Origin of the sequence: Olleya sediminilitoris (assembly GCF_016785945.1) — a bacterium.
GTDB lineage: Bacteria > Bacteroidota > Bacteroidia > Flavobacteriales > Flavobacteriaceae > Olleya > Olleya sediminilitoris.
Window position 1 is genome coordinate 85161 of record NZ_JAEMEF010000004.1, and the last position, 18458, is coordinate 103618.

Here is an 18458-nt window from a genome sequence, read left to right on the forward strand (position 1 = left end):
TCAATTTTAATTGAAGGTTTTTTTTATACTGAAAATAAAATTATTCTCTGCCAAAACTTTTTTCTCTAAAACACATTCCAACTTTATGTTATGCGTATCAGCTATATTTTTTATTTTTTCAAGGTCGCAGTCTTGCGATAATATCATTAATACAAGTTTGTCTTCTCTAGTATCTAGTTGAAAAAATAAATTTTTAAAATACTCAAAATCTTCACCACAAAACCAAGCATTTTCTTTAATGTTTTTAGGGTTTTTAGGGTAGTAAGGAGGATTTATTATAATTACATCAAAAGGTGACTTTTGTAATTTCTGAAATAAATCTGAATATAAAATAGTTAGATTTAACTTATTGTAATCTGCTGCAGTTTTAAGCGCATTTAAAGCGTTTTTATTTATATCTGAAGCAGTAACAGTAGCATTTTTAGATGCTGCAAACAAAGAGATTATACCAGATCCACAACCTAATTCTAATAAGGTTTTTTCTTTTAAATCTAAACTAGAAATATAGTCTAGTAATATTTTTGTGCTAATTGTATAATGTGGAGGAAATACACTAGGTACAACCTTTACAGTAATGTTTTTATAGGTGTAATTTCGTGTTTTATTAAAGTAATTCTCGGTAAAAAACTTTAAAAAAGGATGCGTTATTTTTTTTATAAATGTTCTAATCATTCCGAATAAAACCCTTCTATTTCAGGTTGTCTGTATTTCCAAATTTTATGTAACACTTTAATCTCATATGGATATTTATAAAAGCCACTATTGTATCTTAATTTAGAGATTCCTTTTAAAACTGTTTTTTTATAACCTCTTATTCTAAAATCTGAAACCGTTGGATAGTAACCATTTAATACGGTTTCAAAATTTTTAATGGTGTCTATCATATAAGGTTTTAACCAAGGAGTAAGAGGGTTTTTACGTAAATCGAAACTTTCCCAACTAGGATCTATCCATTCTTCTAAAGTTTCTGGGAACGAAAATCCAGCATCTAAAATTTGTTGGTAAAGCTCAGATCCTTCGGTAGGAACAGGACTGTATAAGTAAATAATTATTTCGGCATCTGGATTAATGGTTTTTATTTCTTTTATAAAATTAATATCCCAAAGTATTTGCTTGTAAACTTGTTCTTCGGTTTTAGCAGGCATTCCTAAAACAAAAGAAAGTTCTGGAATAATATCGGCTTTTTTCATTCTTAAAACAAAATCTTTAATCATTTGTCCAGACTGTGTACCTCCTTTATTCATTTGTTTTAAAACCTCGTCGTTACCAGTTTCTGCTCCAAGAAAAATCATTTTGCAACCTGCTTTACGCATTAGTTTTAAATCGTCGTCACTATATTTATTTATGGTATCTATTCTTCCTTCTCCCCAAAAACTAAGATTATCGTTTAATATTAATTTAGAAAATTCTAATACTCTTTTTTTAGATGTAAAAAAGTTATTGTCATGAAATTCTATAGCATCAATATTGTAATTGTCTTTAAAATACTTTACATCTTCGTAAATCCTGGCAGCAGACATACCTTTCCATTTTGCGTTATAAATTGGTACTACAGCACAAAAAGAACATGAAAAAGGACAACCCATACTTGAGTGATAGGATAGTGTTTTTTGTCCCATAAATGTTTTTGCTAAATAATTATTTACTGGATAAAAACTGTTGAGATATTGATAAGGAAATTTAGCTAAATCATCTTGGTTTATTAAAGCTTCGACAGGAGTTTTATGATTTGCTCCATTATTGTCTTGGTATATAAGATTTTTTATTTTAGGAATTTCGTCTAAATTATTTTGCTCTAAAGCCTCAATTAAATGAGGAAAAGTATTGTCTCCAGGACCATTTACAATATAGTTTACATAGCCAGAATTTAAACAAACTCTGTATTGATTGGACGGGAAATATCCTCCCCAAATTGTTATGGTTTTTGGGTAAAGTGTTTTAATTTTTTTTGTATAAGGTATGGCTTGTTTTAATTGTGGTCCAGGCATTACAGTACTACAAAAATATTTAAATTCTCCTGTTTTAAAATAAGTGTTTATAGTTTGCCAAGGGTCTTTTTCTAGGTTTCCGTCTACAAAAACATATTCATGTTTTCCATGTATTGATCCTCCAACTTGAAGTATAGAATTAGGTATTCTATGCTTTCCATTTGCACTTTTTGGATTGAATATGATAATTTTGTTTTTCATTAATTCTGTATTCTGGCAAAAATATTGCCATGTAGATTTTTAGATTTTAACACCTTTATTATGGTTAAAATTTCTTTTTTAGAAACCCATTGTTTAATTTCTAATTTAGGGTTTTCGTTTAAAATATAATTAAATGTATAATCTCCTAAACTAGAAATTTTTTCTATACACAATAATGTTTCTTTTATAAAGCCACCTGTAAATTCAAATTCGATAATAGGAATTTTATAAGTTAAATTTTTTAAAATTTCATATTCGTATCCTTCTGCATCTATTTTACAATATTTAGGTAAGCCATATTTTTTTATTTGTGAGTCTAATGTTTTAACGGTCACCTTTTCTTTTGCATGCCAATAAATTTTTTCATTTTTAAAATGTTGAATAAATTTATTAGATAAAGTTGCTATTTCTATATGGTTTCCTAAGTTTAATTCAGTTTCAAAATTTTCTGCTCCTAGTGCTATTTTTTCATATAAAAAATGAGAGTTTTTAGTTGCTATTTTTTTTAATGGTTTTTTGCAACTTGTTTGTGGCTCAAAACCTATTACATTGTTTTTTAACTCTAATAAAATGATACTTTTATATCCTAAATTTGCTCCAATATCAAAACACAAATCATGAGTTATTACTAATGATTTATATAGCTTTTTTAGTGCTTTTTTTTTAAGATAATTATTAAATAGCATTTATTAACTTAGGTTTATATAGGTGGTTTTTTTGTTGTATAGATATATATAACAGCTTAAACTAAAAATTTGAGCTATAGCATTAGCTGCCAAAAGTCCTGTAAAATTGTATCCTAAATATAATAAAGTTAAAGATAAGACGAAATTTATACTTAAGCTTATTGCCGAAATTTTTATAACTAGAGATTCCTTGTGTTTTTTAAATAACATTAAAATGTCTAGACTATAAATATAACATGGATAGCCTATAATAAAACCAAAAATAAGTTGAACTAACGATAATTTTATATTAAAATATAAAAGAGAAAAATAGATAAATGTTACAACTAGTAAGTTGAGTAAAAAACCATAAATAACAAAGCCTTTTTTTATTTTTAGTATACTTTTAGAATTCATTCTATAAATGTTTTTAACGTAAGGAAAAATTAACAGCATTGCTATTGATTGAGAAAAAACAAAAAATCCAGATATTATTTGGTATTCGCCTAAAGGTGTGCCTTTTGTTATTAAACTATAAGCGTAAACATCAATCTTAGACTGTAAGAAACCAGAAATCCCTAATAAAAAAAAAGGAAAACTCAAGAACAATACTTTTGTGTTTATTTTTATGTTTTTAAAGCGTAAATATTTAGAGTAGAGTAGAGCTGTAATTACTGCTTTTATTAGCATTGCAATTACATAAGTTTGTAATAAAATTAATAAGGTTATATTGGTTTTTAAAAAGTATAATTGTAATAATAAAATTGCAAAACCTGTAAGTTCGATGCCAATAAATTCGATATAATCTCTGTTATAAAATATAACAGATAAAAAGGAGTTTTGTACAAAAGCACTTAGAAGCCAGATTATTAACAATATGGATGTGTTTATGCCATATAAAAATGGAACTATTAAAATTATAATAAGGCATATAGGAAACCTTGCTTTAAATAACATTTGCCAATTAGCTATTATTTCTTTTGGGTTTTGGCTAAATAACCTCATTAAATAGGTTTTATTTCCCCAATTAATAATTACAGATGTAATTAATATAAAAAGTAAATACTCTACAAAGTTTCCCCAAAGTTCTTTAGAAAAAAAGTGTACAACAATGTAAGAAAAGAATATAGATATTATTGGACTTAGGAAACTTCTAAACCCATTTAAAGCAATAGGTAAAACTCGAGTTATATTTTTTTTATTTATCATATAAATTAGTCACTAAAGCTAAATGCAATTTACATTATTTCTCTTGGAGTTTTATATTTAACTATGGTTAATTAGCATTACTTTTATAGAGTGATATGAAACAAAACATTATTAAACATATTTTTACGGTTAAGTCTATATTCCCATTACTCTTATTTTTAGGGTATGTTTTTTATAGGTCGTTATCGTTTCCTTTACACGATTTTGCAAACAGCTATTTTCCTGCGCATTTAGCTATATATAACAATACTCCAGAGTTTTTTCTATTCGATATTTATGAGTTTAACAATTATATATGGTCTTTAGGTTATAATGAGGTTTTTGCCGATTTTTATTTAAATTCTCCTTTTAACATTGTTGCTTTTTATCCTTTTGCATTTATTGAAAATGCATATACAGCAAAAGCTGTTTTTAATGGAATTAGTTGTATTCTCTTTGTATTGTCTATTGCTGCTTTAATTAAGCGTTATGGAGAAAAAAGCCATTTACTAGTTTATGTAATTCCTGTTTTATTTTACGTACCTATAAGAAACCAAATATTATTTGGACAAACTTATTTTTTAATTTTTGCCCTTATTGTTTTTAGCTTTTTGCAAATTAAAAAAGGCAAAGCAAAAGCAGGAGGAACCTTATTGGCACTGGCAAGTTTGCTTAAAGTTTTTCCTGTTTTTTATGGTGTTGTTTTTGTTTTAAACAATAATAAAAAAGCAATAATTTATGCTGTTATTTCAGGATTTTTATTATTAGTTTTAGGCATTACTTTAACAGGAACTCCTGTTTGGAAAACCTATTTTCTCGAAGTTATTCCTAATGCTATTGCTAATAAAAGCACTGTTAATTTTCAATTTAACTCGCAATCTTTCGATGTGTTTTTTAAAACACTTTTTATTCACGATTCCTATTATAATCCTAATGTGTTATATAATAGCGAACGCTTATATACTGCTATAATTTGGATATTTAAAGCTGTGTTTCTTGGTTTAGCTTTTTCTATGAGTTTTAAGGTTAAAAAGGATGTTTTGGCTTTACTTTCTATATGGATTGTCACCTTGTTTTTAGTACAATCCAGAACAGCAACTTATGCACAAATACTATGGATTATTCCTGCTTTTTATATTATAAGTAATAAAATGAATATGTGGAAAAAAATAGCTTTTTTTTTAATTCTATTTTTATTGTGTAATTTTCCTTTGTCAAAATTAGAAAATCTACCAATACTACTGCGGTTTTCGCGTATGTGGTTTGCTCTAATTTTGGCTATTATTGTTTTCTCTACATTTGCTAAGCGCAAATCTTTCTTATTTATTTTTGCATCAATAATTTTATTAATCCCTTTTTATTTGAGTGTTTTTAGTAACTCAAAAAAATTGATGTCACTGTATGTTTTAAAAACACAAGAATTCTTTATAATTTACGATTTTTCACAAACCAATAATCTTTTAACTTACTTTGCGTTGGGTAAAAATGGTAAAGAAACTGTAACAACAAAAATCTCAGTTAATACCTTTAATACTTCTGCTTGTAAGCTAGTAAATAACCAAATAGTATTAAACGGGGAACAACTTACTAACGATCCTTCTTTAAAGAAAAAACCTGTTTTAATTAATAGTAAAGAAGTGTATTACCTTACAGATTCTCAATCTAGAAGAGGAGCATTTACTTTAAAAAAGATAAATATAAATAGCAATTGATAGTCTTTTTAAAATACTATATTAAAGATCGATTTGTATTGGTATTATATAACAATTTTAAAAACTTTATTAAATTTCCAGAACACTATTTAAATGAAGTTTACAATTCTAAATATGAACTTCATTTTGTTTTCGGAAGAAGAGAGAACTACTGCAATACAAAAGTGGACTAAATAACTTAAGTTAAAGACTTAAATATATTAAACTTAAACACACCTAATTTTTGAAAAAAATACATTAGTGACACTTTTAAAACACCAAAACCATAAGTAACGCTCCGTTTAAAATTGATAGATGATGCATCTTCGAAATATTTTGCAGGACATGATATTTCTCCAATTCTAGCTTTTATAAAACAGCATTGTGCTAATAATTGGTTATCAAAAACAAAGTCGTTAGAGTTGCTGTTATAATCAATTTTTTTAAGTGTTTCGGCATTAAAACAACGGTACCCTGTATGATATTCGGATAGCTTTTGCGACATTAATATATTTTGAAACAAGGTTAAAAAACGGTTAGAAATATACTTGTAAATTGGCATTCCGTTTTTTACTGCTCCTTCGCTTAAAATACGAGATCCTAAAACAACATCATTTACATTATTTGCAACCAAATCGCACATTGCTGGTATTAATTTTGGTGTGTATTGATAGTCTGGATGAAGCATTATTATAATATCTGCATTTAACTCTAAAGCTTTATCGTAGCATGTTTTTTGATTGCCTCCATACCCAATATTTTTTTTATGAGTTAGTACATGTTTTATACCTAATCTTTTTGCAATATTTACAGTGTTATCTGTGCTGTAATCGTCTGTAAGTATAACATCGTCTACTATATTAAAAGGGATTTCTTTAAATGTTTTTTCAACAGTTTTTGCTGCATTGTAAGCAGGCATTACAACAACAATTTTTTTGTTATTTATCATTTTTAGTTTAAATGATTTATTTCGTTTGCGGACAATTCTCTAACACTGCTAGAAACTTTTATAGCTTTTAAAGGAGCAAATTGCTCTACATCTTTTCGGTAATACAAATCACCTAAAAACTGAAACTCTTTGTGTTTGTGAGTTTTTAAGTGTTTTAAGCTTTTAACTACTTCATCTTCGTTAATATTCCATTCTAAACTTAAGCGTTTTGCTGAAGGTTCTAAAAACGAAATGTAAAGTATTTCGGTAAAAGTGTGTTGTTGTTTTTTATTGAAGTCTACGGTTTCTTTAAGTAGTTTTCTTTTCCTTTTAAATGTATCCCTACTTGCTTTTATTTTTTGCTGTAATGCATCTGCTGATAAAAAACCATACACATTGTCTTGTTTTTTAAACATCTGGTTTAAATTAGACTCGTGGCACCAAATACATTTACCAGGCTTTCCTGCAGCTGTATGTTTACTATTGGCTACGTTTTTAAGTATTCCATTTTTGTTATAAATACCAAAACGTAACTGTCCGTTTTTAAGTAACTCAATAGTCTCCAATTCGTAAATAGTTTTTGAGATAGAATCTATTTCTTCAGATATCCAAAGTTGATTAAGGTCTTTTAAATCAGAAAAACTAATAATTCTATCCTGTAGTGCTACACTCGAGTTATTTACATATCCTTTTTGTGCATTAAGCTTGTATTTTGCTTTTAATTGCTCTAAAGTTTTTGGTGTACCCACAAGTGCATAATAATGTTCTGGACTTGCAAGTAGCAGTGTAATAAAGCGACCTAAATCCAACGTGTTGTTATTTTTGAAAGCTTCGGTTTGTTTAATTTTACTTATTAAAGTTTTAAAAACTGCTAATGCTTTATTATTTAAGCCAACGTAATCTGGATAAATAGTTATTATATTTCCAGAAACTTTAATGCTTTTGGAATTGCAAGGTGTATTTGATCCAACATACGATAAAGCCCATTGTAAGCCAATTACAGCTCTGTTTATAGAGTCATCTTGATGAGATTTATTCCATTTAAGTTTTAATTCCGAAGTGTTATCAATTTCAGAATATTCGCTTTTACAACAAATAAAAAGGCAAGAAAAAAGTATAAATGCTATTATTCTCATTGGCTTAATTTCATTATATTAAATGCAGCAAAAGCTTTTGTTTTCAACTTAAAAAGAGCTTTTAAATTGGGTTTGGTTTTTAGTTTTTCTTTACTGTAATTTACTTCGTTTACAATATATTTTATAGCATAATCATAAAATTTTGTCTTGTAAGTACGTGTAAAATCTATATCACGATCTGTAGAGGTTTCCCAATCTGGTTTTATGGTAATTTTTTGTTCAATCTCTGTATATAATGCAGTTCCTTTGATTGGATATGCTTTTGTAATTGTAAAATGAGTTGGATTAGCTTCTTTTAAATATGTAGTCGTTGCTTTTATATCGTTTAAGGTTTCTCCTGGATAACCAACCATTATAAAAGTACCAGTTTCTATACCTAATTTATTGGTGTTTTGTATGGCTTTTTTAACAACATTTACATCCACACGTCTGTCCATTGCATCAATTATTTTTTGCGATCCAGATTCTGCTCCAATCCAAATACGATAGCATCCTATTTTTTTTAAAAGCTCAAGTATTTCGTTGTTTAAACGTTCAGCTCTTGTAATACATTCAAAAGGAATAGTAATGTTTTGCAAAATCATTTCTTGGTAAAACTCTTTTATCCACTTGTGGCTTACTGTAAACACATCGTCTACAAACCAAATAGAATCTGGATTGTATTTAGTTTGTATAAGCTTTAATTCTTGCACAACTTGTTTAGCAGGTCTACGTCTGTAACTTTGTCCATAAACAGCAGTACTACACCATTTGCAAGTGTAAGGACAGCCACGTTGTGTGCTAACTGTCATAGAGCTTTTTCCGTGGTGTGTTTTCCAGGTATCTAAATATTTGTCTATGGCTATTGCTTCTCTATTTGGTAAAGGCAACTCTAGTAAACTCTTCATTTTTACTCTTGGAGCAGTTTTAAAAACAGCGTTGTTTTGCAAATAGGCAATACCAGAAATAGTGCTAAAATTGGTATTGTTAATTATGGCATTGTAAAGTTCTAAAGTGGTTTGCTCTCCTTCTCCAATTACTATAAAATCTATTCCTGTATTAAGGTAGTTTTCTAAATTGTAAGTAACATCTGGACCTCCTAAAATAAGTTTTGGAAAACCATATTTGGCTTCAGTTTTTAATGCTTTTACTAATTTAATAACGTTTACTTTGGTCATTAAATTAGTGTAAATAGCTACCACTTTAGGTTGTTTTTCTTCAATAAACTTTAATTGTGCATTACTAGAATAAAACGTAGAATCGTAGACATCGTTTTTTATACCTTTCTCATTTAAATAACCAGAAACGTATAGTAAACCAAGAGGAGCATATGGTTTCATTATTTTTTGCTCCTTATCATCTTCATTTAAAAAATAACTATGTGTTAAAACAATACTCATTTTAATTCCAATTCTATTAAATAGTGATCTGCGAATTTTGATAAAAAAGAAGCAGTAAAAATAGCATCTAAAGCTTTAAATATTGACAATAAAAAGGGTTTTGACGCAATTGAATGTTCAAGATACGAAGGAGGAATGCTTAATCCAACTGGTTTTACAGTATTTATCTTAAACTGTTTTTGCGCTAAAGCCTCAATTTGTTTTGGATTATAATACCACGTTTTAACCTCAGTTCCATTTACATTGGCTATTGCATAGCTTTTAGTTTGTCTTCTTTTAGCTTTTTTTAGCTGAAATTTTAAGCCGAAATATAGAAATTCCCAAATGCAATATTTAGGCATTATTACTAAAGTGATTTTGCTTTTTGGTTTTAATAGTTTAGCTGAAGTTTTAAAAAAAGTTTCAATTTGGGAAGTCGTTAAACAATTAAAACCTCCAAAATTTGAAAATATGTAGTCAAATTTAGTTTTAAATGAAGCTGTAGTTATTCTTGTTATATCTTGAGTAGCAAACTTAACATTGTGCTCGTTTTTTTTAGACTGTGCAACAGCAATCATTTGTTTAGATATATCTGTAGCAGTAACAATATGTCCAGATTTTGCGAAATTTAAAGCATCGAAACCAGTACCACAATTAAGTTCTAAAATATTAAGTGCTTTTTTAGGTTTAAAAACAGCGCTTAAATTGCGGTATACAACATTGCGTTGTGCTTGTCCTATTTTGGACAATGTAAAATCGAAATCGTAGGTTTTTGCAGCAACATCAAAATTATTAATCATTTGTGTTTTGCATTGTATTAAGCGTTATTTTGTCTAAAAAAGAAGTTGGAATATAATAAGGTAATAAACCAATGGCTCTCCAATTTGTGGTTTTATTCGTACTAAAAATAGATTTTAAACTAGCAAAACCTTGACTTTTTCGATACTCTTTATGTACAAAACGATGTAGTTTTTTATAGTATTTAGAGTTAAAGGTTCCTTTAAACATCATGGCTAATTCATCGGAATCTGTCCAATTAGCTTTTAATTGTAAATCGTCTTTTACTTTGTCGTAAAATTTTGTTCCAGGAAGAGGATAGGACACAGAGATTCCAATATTATCTGGAACCAACTCTTTAATCATTGCAATAGTTTTATTTATATCTTCCTTAGTCTCGTTTAAATAACCAAACTGAATAAAAAATGCAACTTTAATTTTTTTTGCTTTTAATAACTTTGTTGCTTTGTAAATCTGTTCTACTTTGGTTTCTTTATCCATAGCATCTAAAATGGTTTGCGAACCACTTTCTGCACCAACCCAAACTTCTTCCAAACCACTTTGCTCTAAAGCATCTATAGTGTCTTCTTTTAATAATAAATCTACACGACTTTGTATATAATAAGAGATGTTTAGTTGTTCTTTTTTTAATAAAAAATTAAAATTCTGAACCCAATTTGGTTTTAAACCAAAAATGTCGTCACACATCCAAAACCTATTTACATTGTAAGTTTCGCTTAAAAATTTAATGTGCTTAGTTATATATTCTGGTGAGTGTGAATTGTATCTATTTCCATAAATTGGTTTTGCACACCAATTACATTTAAAAGGACAACCTCTTGTAGTTGCTATGTTTAATGTAAATTGTTTTCCGCCAGATTCCCAAATATTTTTATAAGATTTTATGTTTACCAAATCCCAAGCTGGCATTGGTAAAACATCTAGGTCTCTTAAAACAGCATGTTTTGGATTTTTTATTATTTCAGTTTTATTTTTAAAAACCAAACCTTTTATTTGTGAAGTATTTTGGTTGTTGGTTAAGGCATCAATAAGTTCTTTTAAAGAGATTTCTCCTTCACCTTGTATAATAAAATCTGCACCATTATCTAAATATTTTTCGTAGTGATCTGTAGAGTCTGAGCTACAAACAATAACCTTACAGTTTAATGCTTTTGCTATTTTAATCATTTTAAAAGCAGCTTCACGCATTGTGGTTAAACACATTTTTGTGAGGTAATTAAAACCATCGTCATAAACTACAAAGTATTTTGGTTTTTCTGTTTTTATTTTATCCGAAACACTTTCGGGATTATCTATTAAATTAGTATCAAAAAGCGAAACAGCATAACCATTTTTTCTTAAATAAGAAGCAGCATAAAGTGTACCTAAAGGAGGAAAAGGTGTTTTGTTATTCCATTGCTTTTGGTCGAATTTATAGAAATAGGAATGAGAAAAAAGAATATCAATCATATTTTAAAGGTACTCTAAATTATACTTTTCTATTATATTATTATAAGACTCTTCTAAACTTAAAATCACTTTTTTCTGAAAGTTTTGAGGATGATGTTTAGATACGTTTTTGGTAGATTTCATTGCAATTTTAAAATCTTCTTTGCTTAAGTGTCCAAAACTTTTTTGCCATTTTTTTAACGTTAGTTTTCTAAAAAAATCGTCTAAAGTATTTCCTAAACTAGTGTTTAAAATGAACTCTAAAAATCTAGAAAGTAAAGGCTTTTTTATGTTTTTTATGGCTTCAAAATTCACTTTTTCAATGTTGGGAAACTGTTGCATTGTCCATTCATTATTTGTAATAAATTTACTAAAAGCTTCTTTGCCAAAAAAAGGGAGTAAGGTTACAATTTCGGTAGCAGTAAACCTATTACGTTCTACAATACTTAATTGGTTACTTCCTATAAAATAATTTACACAGAAGTACTTTTTAGAGTTAAGTAGAAAAACTTTCTTGTATAAAATTAGAAGTGTTCTAGCAATCCAAAGTCGATTTGGTTTGGTAATTATAAAAAAATCGAAGTCACCATCAACATCATCATAGTAACCTTTGGATAATGCTCCAGAAATACTAACACTTTCTACGTAGGGAAAATTAGCAATAAAACCACTTACTTTTTTAGCTTTAGGTAAAATAGCTTTTGCTTTTTGGTTGCCTATCTCTCTTCTGTTTACTAGGTGTTTATCGTTTTTTATAGAAAAATAAGAGCCAAATTGAAAAATAACGTTTTTGTTTAATAAGTAGTTTATTTGTTTACTTACGTCTTCAATAGAATTAATTTCCGAATATCTATAAATTTCTTCTTTAGTTATTGGATAATTAAAAATTGAAAAATAAAGTAATGTTTTAAGGACAGGCAATTTTATTTTTTTTGTTAATTTAACTAATAATTTCTCATAATTCTTAAAGACGACTGTTTTTTTTCTTTTTTTATCTAAATTTTAAAAATTATCAGGTAAATCTATCCTAACTTTATGATCTTGAAGTAATGGTAAATAATCAATATGTGAAAAATCTTGATGATCAAATTCAAACTGACGTTGTTTTTTTGTTTCCATACGTTTTAAAGCTTTTAAAAAACGTTTGACTTCATTTTTGTCATTTAAAATTAGACCAGGTACAGGTGTGGATTTACCACTTTCGTCTTTTGCAACCATTGTAAAGTAAGACGAGTTACAATGTTTTATAACTCCTGTTTGTATGTTTTCTGCAATAACACGTATACCAACAACCATTGATGTGTTTCCAACAAAATTTACAGACGCTTTCATGGTTACTAACTCTCCAACTTCAATTGGATTTAAAAAATCTACAGTATCCACACTAGCAGTAACACAATAGGCTTTTGAGTGTTTAGAAGCGCAAGCAAACGCAATTTGATCCATTAAATTTAGGATGTATCCACCATGTATTTTTCCACTAAAATTGGAGTGTGATGGCAGCATTAATTCTGAAATACTAATGCGTGAAGCGTCTACTTTTTTGTAATTTTTCATAATTAATAATTAGATCGTCGGTCTTTGTCTTCTTCTACTTTAGTAATAAAATATTTAGTGTCACCTAACCAGAAAAAGGTTTTGTAGCGTTCAAAATACGTTAATTTTACAAATTTACCTTGCAAACGATTTAGATCTTTAATAACCTGTGTCTCTTTATCTTCTACTGAAAATTTAAAAAGTTGAGCCTCAGACACACCTTGACTAACTTCGCCTTCCCAAGTTTTAAACATGACACCTTTGCTACTAAACTTAACAAGCTCACCAGCTCTTACACCTTCACTATAAGTTGCAAAATAGATAAAGCTGAAGTATGCAGCGATTATTAATATAATTACAACTAAGGTTTTTACTAAAAATTTTATCATAATATCTTTGGGTTAATCGTCAGATTCGGCACGTTTAATAAAAGCTTCTGGTAAAGATTTTTTTGCTTTTGCACCAAGTTTTTTAATTTTTTCTACACTTCTAATTAGGTTTCCGCGTCCATCAACAAGCTTGTTCATTGCAGCAGAATAGTCTTTTTTGGCATCGTCAATTTTCTTTCCAACACCAGTTAAGTCAGATACTAATCCTTCAAATTTATCATATAAAGCACCTGCTTGTCTTGCAATTTCAATAGCATTTTGTTGTTGTTTCTCGTTATTCCACATGCTATCAACAGTACGTAATGTAGCCAATAGGGTAGAAGGTGTTACAATAACAATATTTTTTTCAAAAGCTTTATTGTATAACGTATTATCTGCGTTTATAGCAACTGCAAAAGCAGGCTCGATAGGAATAAAAAGTAAGACAAAATCAGGAGATTCAATATCATATAAATCTTCATATTTTTTGTCAGACAGTTGGTCTACGTGTTTTTTAATCGAGTTTAAGTGTGCTTTTAAATAAGTCTCACGTTCTTGATCTTCGGCATTAACATAGCGTTCATAATCGGTTAAAGACACTTTACTGTCAATAATCATTTTTTTGTTTCCTGGTAAGTGTAATACAATATCTGGTAATACTCTAGAGCCATCTTCTCTGGTAAAGTTTTGTTGTACAAAATACTCTCTGTCTTTTTCCAAACCAGACTTTTCAAGCACACGTTCTAGGACTAATTCTCCCCAATTTCCTTGCATTTTACTGTCACCTTTTAAAGCTCTAGTTAGGTTGGTTGCTTCTTTAGTCATTTGTTGATTTAAGTCTTTTAAACCTAACAATTGCTCTTTTAAAGCACTGTGCATGCTGATACTTTCTTTTTGAGTATCGTCTACTTTTTTCTCAAAAACCATAATTTTTTCCTGTAAAGGGTTTAAAATGTTTTTGATGTTTTCTTTATTTTGAAGTGTAAACTTTTCGCTTTTTTCGTCTAATATTTTAGTAGCTAATAGCTCAAAATCTTTACGTAATTGTTCTTGTCTAATTTCAAGTTCTTCATCACGTTTTATATTAAGTTGTTGTAGATTTTCAAACTCGGTATTTTTTCTAGCTAATTCTTGACTTAAAAAATCTTTTTCGCGTCTAATAGACTCTCTGTCAGTTTCGATTTTAGAAATCGTATCACGTAAATCTCCTAATTGTGTATTAAAATTAGAGGTTTGCTTTTCGTTTTCAGTAGTATGGTAGTGTTTTAAGTCATTTAATTGCTGTTGTAGGTTATTGTTACGCTCTTCTAAGGTGCTTTTTTCGCTTTTACTTTTTAGTTTAGTAAATAGCATACCTAAATAACCACCAATAGTGGCAGCAATTAATATAGCAATAATAAGGATGATGTTGTCGTTCATTTTTATTAACAAAGAATTTGTGTAAAGATAGTTAATTTGTCTCTCAGTGAGAAGTCTAGTATTTTTATAAATTGAATACTTAATTTAGTTACTACTGAAAGTAATTAATAGTTAGTTTATGAGGTATTAAAATAGACTTTTAAAATGCTAAATTTGATATGAGATACTGAAACAAGTTAAGTATGACGTATGTTTGATGGTTTTTACTACTGATTGATATTTAAGTTAGTATAATTTAATTGAAGAAAACACAAAATACTCAATAAAGATGAGATACTGAAACGAGTTCAGTATGACGTATGTTTGTTTGTTATTTGAATTTTAAAGTATTAGATAAAATTACTTTTTAACTCTAAAACTGCCTGTATTTGGGTCAAAAACAATCATATCTTCCGGAAACAGGTTAGAAAATGCACCTTTTTCGATTAAATGACAAGGTGAGTCACTAACAATAGAATTATTTGACATGACAATCATACTATCGCATAATTGGATGGCTAAATCTATTTCGTGAGACGAAAACAAGATTGTTTTACCGGTTTCTTTGGTTATTTTTTGAAGTAGTTTTAAGATGTACACCTTGTGGTACATGTCTAAATGTGACGTTGGTTCGTCTAGAATAATTAAATCGGTATCTTGTGCTAAAGCACGTGCTATCATTACTTTTTGTAGTTGACCATCACTAAGCTCGAAACATTTTTTATGTTTTAAATCTGTAATATTTGTCTGACTGATAGCTTTATTAATAATACTTAAATCAGCTTCGGTTATTGTGCCAACCCAATTGGTGTAAGGTTGTCTTCCTAAGGCAATCAATTCAAAAACGGTTAGATTTTTTGCTGTTAAAGTTTCGGTTAAAACCAAACTTAGCGTTTTTGCTAGTTCTAAATTACTGTAGTTTTCTAAAGTTTTTTGGTTAATGCTAATATTTCCCTGTAAAGGGTTTTGAACTTTTGTTAGTGTTTTTAATAATGTAGATTTCCCGATTCCGTTACCACCAACTAAGCCTATTAATTCGCCTTTGTTTAAGGCTAAATTAATATTGGAGGCAACTGTAATAGTTTCTTTTTTAGAGGTATATCCAATGTGTAGATTTTCGGTTTTTAGGATGGTATGTTTTAAAGAGGTTTTCATAATATTAAAACACCATTCTACGTTGTCTAACTAATAACCAAACCACAACTGGAGCACCAATTAAAGAGGTGATGGCATTGATTGGTAATAAATAGTCTGTGTTTGGTAATTGTGCAATGCTGTCGCAAATTAACATGATTATTGCACCAAATAAAAAAACTGCAGGTAATAATATTTTATGGTTTGAAGTATTAAATACTTGTCTTGTTATATGCGGAATGGCTAAACCTATAAATGCAATTGGTCCTGCAAATGCAGTTATTGTACCTGCTAATAAGCTTGTTGCAATAATAATTATTAAGCGACTTTTTTTGATGTTTAAACCTAAGCTTTTTGCATAGTTTTGACCTAATAATAAGGTGTTTAGCCCTTTAATGGATGCTACGCTAAAAAGGATGCCAATAGTATAAATAAGTGAAAATATTTTGACTTCGGTCCAATCTAAATCTCCTAAACTACCAAATCCCCAAAAAATGTATTGCTGCAATTGTTCTGCACTACTAAAGTAGGATAGTACGCTAACTATGGCAGATGTAATGCTACCAAACATTAATCCAATAATTAAAATAGCCATAGTATCTCTAACTTTTGAAGAGACTATTAAGACTAATAGTAGGACTAAAAAACTACCTATGCTTGCTGCAATGACTAAACTCCATTTTGATAATAGGAATGTGGCTAGAAATCCGCCAAAAATACCACTACCTAAAATAACTAAAGCGACACCAAGACTGGCTCCAGAGGTTATACCTAAAACAAAAGGTCCAGCTAAAGGGTTTTTGAATAATGTTTGCATTAATAAACCAGAAATACCTAAGCCAGAACCTACTAAAATAGCTGTGATGGCTTTTGGTAAACGGTAATTTTGTATGATGTATTCTTTACTACTATAGTCTGAAGAATCCACCAAAAAACTATCTATTATAGTGTTAAAACTAATGGATATAGAGCCTAAACTGATGTTTACACAGCACAAGACAACCAATAGTATTATTAAAATTATAAAGCTATATTGATAGTTGTTTTTCAATAGTTTAGTATTTGACTTAGGGTAGAATATTGTTTAAATATTAGGGATTGTATTTGTATTACTTTAGTTGTTTAAAGAAAAACGGTTGGTAATATGGTAATAGCTCTGGATGACTAATTTTAATAATATCTTTTAATACCAAATCAGGTCTTGCTAAACCAAGCTCATAATACAAAACACCTCCAGTTTTACCTGTAGTATTAGAAAATGTATATATCGCATTATTTTTAAAAGCATCAAATTGTGTGTAATGTGTGTTGGCTTCTTTTAAAGCTTCCATTGTTGGAAAATAGGATGGACTTAACCAAAGGTTTGCACTTTTTGCTTTTTCAAAGACGGTTTCGAAGCTTAAAGCTAAACTTCCTTTACCAGTTGTGTCAGCATATAAATAGTCCACATTAGCATCTTTTAAAAATTGAGCTTCAGTACTTGTTCCGTTTGGAAGGTACCATACATCTTTGTGCATTGCTCCACTTATTACTGTTGGTCTGTTTTTAACCGTTTGTGCTAGTTTTTTTGCTGCTTTATAATCCGTTTCTATGGTTTTAAAAATAGAATCGGCTTGTTTTGTTTTATTATATAACGCACCAAAAAACTTAATCCATTCAGCTTTAGCTAAAGGAGATTTTTCTACCCAATCACCATTATAAACTACAGGTATATTGGCTTTACTGACTGTATTTAAAGATTTGCTAGAACCGTCTACACCAAATCCAACAACAAGATTAGGGTTTAGATCTAGAAGTACTTCTGTGTTTAAACCTTCATTTTTTCCTAACTCTCTGATGTTACCATTATCTATAAGTTGTCTTGTTTTTTGCGACGAGACATAATCTGTGCCAGGAAAACCAATCAAACTTTCTTCTTCATTTAACAACTCCAATGCAGGAATATGTGTTGTTGATGTCACTACAATACGTTTGACAGGAGTTATGATAATGCCATCATATTCACCTTTCATAAAAGATCTTTTTGCAGCTTCTTCTTTAGATATTAATACATACTTATAGGTTTTGTCTGCATTTGGCCAAGGGTTATTAATTTTTAAAACTTTAAAACCACTGACCTCTTCAACACTAAAACCTTCAGCATAAGTAATACTATTTGTTGATTTTTCAAGAGGTGGTAGTTTTCGGATAATACCTTTATCTTCTTTACAATTAAATAGTAAAAATGAAGATATAAACAGTAATAAATAGACTTTGTTTTGTAACATAGGTAACACTTTAGCGGAATTGTTTCCTTTAAATTTATATAAAATTTTAGTTATGAGAGACGGTTCAAATTTAACAATATATATAGTAGGAGGTGTGATTATTGTCCATTTTTTAATTGGCTTTGTTTATTTGATTTATAAAATGAACAAAAAAAAGTAGTCACAAATTAATATTTAATAGTACTTTCGCAATCGAATTTAGGTTTCATTCAGTTTTATTGAATGGATTAAAAGGGAATCTGGTTAAAATCCAGAACTGTTCCCGCAACTGTAAGCTATAACGCTTGTTATTATACTTCATGTCACTGTCATTAAGATGGGAAGACCAATAACAAGACGCAAGTCAGGAGACCTGCCAAATTTGTCATCTAATA

At 28.9% G+C, this 18458-nt stretch carries 17 protein-coding genes and 1 riboswitch; of the genes, 1 reads left to right on the plus strand and 16 read right to left on the minus strand.

Annotated elements, in window-relative coordinates; genetic code table 11:
* Positions 1–6: 6 nt before the first annotated feature.
* The 4 genes from JAO71_RS06115 to JAO71_RS06130 are packed head-to-tail and all read right to left on the minus strand — an operon-like array spanning position 7 to position 4063.
* Positions 7–672 carry a methyltransferase gene (locus JAO71_RS06115; protein WP_202999594.1) on the minus strand — a complete coding sequence of 222 codons (666 nt, stop codon included), beginning with the start codon at positions 670–672 and terminating at the stop codon, positions 7–9.
* Positions 669–2189, minus strand: a complete 1521-nt coding sequence (locus JAO71_RS06120; protein WP_116823142.1) for a B12-binding domain-containing radical SAM protein — start codon at positions 2187–2189, stop codon at positions 669–671. Before JAO71_RS06120 ends, JAO71_RS06115 begins: the two co-directional genes overlap by 4 nt.
* Positions 2189–2875 (minus strand): FkbM family methyltransferase, encoded by a 687-nt coding sequence (locus JAO71_RS06125; RefSeq protein ID WP_202999596.1) that lies wholly within the window; start codon positions 2873–2875, stop codon positions 2189–2191. Before JAO71_RS06125 ends, JAO71_RS06120 begins: the two co-directional genes overlap by 1 nt.
* Before the next feature lie 3 nt (positions 2876–2878).
* Positions 2879–4063, minus strand: coding sequence for a hypothetical protein (locus tag JAO71_RS06130; RefSeq protein WP_202999598.1), 1185 nt, complete (start codon positions 4061–4063; stop codon positions 2879–2881).
* Positions 4064–4158: 95 nt separating this feature from the next.
* On the opposite strand from JAO71_RS06130, the gene JAO71_RS06135 reads away from it, so the two are divergent.
* Entirely contained in the window at positions 4159–5754 is a 1596-nt protein-coding gene (locus JAO71_RS06135; protein ID WP_202999600.1) for a glycosyltransferase family 87 protein, read from the plus strand.
* Positions 5755–5932: 178 nt separating this feature from the next.
* Here JAO71_RS06135 and JAO71_RS06140 read toward each other — a convergent pair whose 3' ends face one another.
* The 12 genes from JAO71_RS06140 to JAO71_RS06195 all read right to left on the minus strand — a co-directional run bounded on the left by JAO71_RS06140 (position 5933) and on the right by JAO71_RS06195 (position 18084).
* Positions 5933–6682 (minus strand): glycosyltransferase family 2 protein, encoded by a 750-nt coding sequence (locus tag JAO71_RS06140; protein ID WP_116823138.1) that lies wholly within the window; start codon positions 6680–6682, stop codon positions 5933–5935.
* Positions 6683–6684: 2 nt separating this feature from the next.
* Positions 6685–7797 (minus strand): hypothetical protein, encoded by a 1113-nt coding sequence (locus JAO71_RS06145; protein ID WP_202999602.1) that lies wholly within the window; start codon positions 7795–7797, stop codon positions 6685–6687.
* Complete coding sequence (locus tag JAO71_RS06150) at positions 7794–9176, minus strand: B12-binding domain-containing radical SAM protein (protein ID WP_202999604.1); 1383 nt, start codon at positions 9174–9176, stop codon at positions 7794–7796. Before JAO71_RS06150 ends, JAO71_RS06145 begins: the two co-directional genes overlap by 4 nt.
* The gene (locus JAO71_RS06155; RefSeq protein WP_054851443.1) at positions 9173–9955 is read right to left on the minus strand and encodes a class I SAM-dependent methyltransferase; all 783 of its coding nucleotides are present in this window, start codon (positions 9953–9955) and stop codon (positions 9173–9175) included. Before JAO71_RS06155 ends, JAO71_RS06150 begins: the two co-directional genes overlap by 4 nt.
* Complete coding sequence (locus JAO71_RS06160) at positions 9948–11402, minus strand: B12-binding domain-containing radical SAM protein (protein ID WP_202999606.1); 1455 nt, start codon at positions 11400–11402, stop codon at positions 9948–9950. The genes JAO71_RS06155 and JAO71_RS06160 overlap by 8 nt, the downstream gene beginning before the upstream one ends.
* 3 nt (positions 11403–11405) lie before the next feature.
* Positions 11406–12302, minus strand: a complete 897-nt coding sequence (locus JAO71_RS06165; RefSeq protein WP_054851441.1) for a hypothetical protein — start codon at positions 12300–12302, stop codon at positions 11406–11408.
* Positions 12303–12383: 81 nt separating this feature from the next.
* Positions 12384–12938, minus strand: coding sequence for an acyl-CoA thioesterase (locus tag JAO71_RS06170; protein WP_036598214.1), 555 nt, complete (start codon positions 12936–12938; stop codon positions 12384–12386).
* Between the two features lie 2 nt (positions 12939–12940).
* The gene (locus JAO71_RS06175) at positions 12941–13306 is read right to left on the minus strand and encodes a hypothetical protein (RefSeq protein WP_028606468.1); all 366 of its coding nucleotides are present in this window, start codon (positions 13304–13306) and stop codon (positions 12941–12943) included.
* A gap of 12 nt (positions 13307–13318) precedes the next feature.
* Complete coding sequence (locus JAO71_RS06180; RefSeq protein ID WP_202999608.1) at positions 13319–14704, minus strand: DNA recombination protein RmuC; 1386 nt, start codon at positions 14702–14704, stop codon at positions 13319–13321.
* Positions 14705–15043: 339 nt separating this feature from the next.
* Complete coding sequence (locus JAO71_RS06185) at positions 15044–15838, minus strand: ABC transporter ATP-binding protein (RefSeq protein WP_202999610.1); 795 nt, start codon at positions 15836–15838, stop codon at positions 15044–15046.
* Positions 15839–15842: 4 nt separating this feature from the next.
* Positions 15843–16868 carry a FecCD family ABC transporter permease gene (locus JAO71_RS06190; RefSeq protein ID WP_202999612.1) on the minus strand — a complete coding sequence of 342 codons (1026 nt, stop codon included), beginning with the start codon at positions 16866–16868 and terminating at the stop codon, positions 15843–15845.
* A 58-nt stretch (positions 16869–16926) separates the two neighbouring features.
* Positions 16927–18084 carry an ABC transporter substrate-binding protein gene (locus JAO71_RS06195; protein WP_202999614.1) on the minus strand — a complete coding sequence of 386 codons (1158 nt, stop codon included), beginning with the start codon at positions 18082–18084 and terminating at the stop codon, positions 16927–16929.
* Between the two features lie 182 nt (positions 18085–18266).
* Positions 18267–18458: riboswitch (cobalamin riboswitch) on the plus strand.

Bases quoted from the DNA above. Each gene is read 5' to 3' on its own strand.
- JAO71_RS06185 (WP_202999610.1), bottom strand. From the start codon at position 15,838: ATGAAAACCTCTTTAAAACATACCATCCTAAAAACCGAAAATCTACAC.
- JAO71_RS06125 (WP_202999596.1), bottom strand. From the start codon at position 2,875: ATGCTATTTAATAATTATCTTAAAAAAAAAGCACTAAAAAAGCTATAT.
- JAO71_RS06120 (WP_116823142.1), bottom strand. From the start codon at position 2,189: ATGAAAAACAAAATTATCATATTCAATCCAAAAAGTGCAAATGGAAAG.
- JAO71_RS06160 (WP_202999606.1), bottom strand. From the start codon at position 11,402: ATGATTGATATTCTTTTTTCTCATTCCTATTTCTATAAATTCGACCAA.
- JAO71_RS06195 (WP_202999614.1), bottom strand. From the start codon at position 18,084: ATGTTACAAAACAAAGTCTATTTATTACTGTTTATATCTTCATTTTTA.
- JAO71_RS06115 (WP_202999594.1), bottom strand. From the start codon at position 672: ATGATTAGAACATTTATAAAAAAAATAACGCATCCTTTTTTAAAGTTT.
- JAO71_RS06170 (WP_036598214.1), bottom strand. From the start codon at position 12,938: ATGAAAAATTACAAAAAAGTAGACGCTTCACGCATTAGTATTTCAGAA.
- JAO71_RS06130 (WP_202999598.1), bottom strand. From the start codon at position 4,063: ATGATAAATAAAAAAAATATAACTCGAGTTTTACCTATTGCTTTAAAT.
- JAO71_RS06180 (WP_202999608.1), bottom strand. From the start codon at position 14,704: ATGAACGACAACATCATCCTTATTATTGCTATATTAATTGCTGCCACT.
- JAO71_RS06155 (WP_054851443.1), bottom strand. From the start codon at position 9,955: ATGATTAATAATTTTGATGTTGCTGCAAAAACCTACGATTTCGATTTT.
- JAO71_RS06135 (WP_202999600.1), top strand. From the start codon at position 4,159: ATGAAACAAAACATTATTAAACATATTTTTACGGTTAAGTCTATATTC.
- JAO71_RS06175 (WP_028606468.1), bottom strand. From the start codon at position 13,306: ATGATAAAATTTTTAGTAAAAACCTTAGTTGTAATTATATTAATAATC.
- JAO71_RS06140 (WP_116823138.1), bottom strand. From the start codon at position 6,682: ATGATAAATAACAAAAAAATTGTTGTTGTAATGCCTGCTTACAATGCA.
- JAO71_RS06150 (WP_202999604.1), bottom strand. From the start codon at position 9,176: ATGAGTATTGTTTTAACACATAGTTATTTTTTAAATGAAGATGATAAG.
- JAO71_RS06145 (WP_202999602.1), bottom strand. From the start codon at position 7,797: ATGAGAATAATAGCATTTATACTTTTTTCTTGCCTTTTTATTTGTTGT.